General features: G+C 61.0%; 1 protein-coding gene and 1 pseudogene. One reads left to right on the top strand and one right to left on the bottom strand.

Translation table 11 applies throughout. The features are described from left to right. Window positions 1-299, top strand: a pseudogene (locus AC1DDA_RS27390) (hypothetical protein); the annotation flags it as partial. Window positions 300-838: 539 nt separating this feature from the next. Here AC1DDA_RS27390 and AC1DDA_RS27385 read toward each other — a convergent pair. Continuing rightward, window positions 839-1,067: DUF3606 domain-containing protein (locus AC1DDA_RS27385; protein WP_476798092.1), on the bottom strand; the 229-nt coding region annotated here is incomplete at its 5' end.

Below are 1,067 nucleotides of genomic sequence, written 5' to 3'. Positions count from 1 at the left end.
GTTCGGTGGCCGGCGACCGAGGCAAGCAAATAGCGCACCTGTACATCGTTGAAGGCAGCGTTCGCCAGTCAGCGGATAGGTGGCGCGTCAGCACGCGCCTGATCGACGCTCGTACGACTGCAGTGAAATGGGCCTACTCAGCAAACGGCGAACTGCGGACCGGATCAAACTTGGCGGCCGAGCTGGCCGATTTAATTACCCTTCAATTGGACACCGCAGCGGCGGCATCATGCGCATCGGCGCGCACTGCCGGTCCTTCGAAACCCCTGTCCGAGGTCGACCGCGGAGGATGGCCCTGAGATCGGCATCGGAAAGCTCAATCTAGCAATTTTCGCCCTGCCACGCTTCAATTGGCCACATTCCGGGGATCGTTCACGATTTCCTGCCATTCTCTCCGAGCGCCTTCGATGCGGCGTGGCGCCGGCTACTTATCTCGCCGCGTCCTAGGAGCGGTGTTGTCAGCGCTCAGCCGTCAGTCCGCGCACCGCGTCAGCATCTTCCCGCTGGGCGTAGCGAAGTAGCACTCGTCTTCGTAGTGCACAGGCGTACCGTCTTCGAGCGAATAGGACACCGTCGAGAGGCCGGGTTTATTCTGCCACACTATGACGATGAAGCGATTTCCGTCCTCGTCCTGGCAGCTCTCGCGGTAGAGCTCTCGCCTGCTCGATCGTTGGCGGCGGACAGGAGCTTCGGAAGCGGACGATTGCAAGCCGACCATGGGAACACCTCACGCAACGCACTGCTAGCTGTCCAACTGTGCGCGCTAGGCACCCGTTCCCTCTCGTCGCAATCGTGATAGGCCCGGCTTCGCTTCGGCTGGGCCGGGCCTATTTCCGTTTCAGCTCCGCTTGTCGAGTTCCTCTCGTACCGCATCGGCGCTGACGCCAACTTTCTTCACCGCGGCGGCCAGTTGTTCGCGCGTGACTCCAAGCTCTTTCGTCCAGTACGCGACCTCATAGTCCTCGTTCATGTTGATGCGAGAGCGGTCTTGCGGGCCCCTGTTATTTTCGTTGTCTGCCATAGTGACCTCCTGCAGCGAACCAATCGCTCGCGCACACCGCGCACAC

This window comes from Allobosea sp. 10N428 (genome assembly GCF_056394545.1).
The sequence above is the reverse complement of the archived record's forward strand: the minus strand, read 5'-3'. Positions and strand labels throughout refer to the sequence as shown.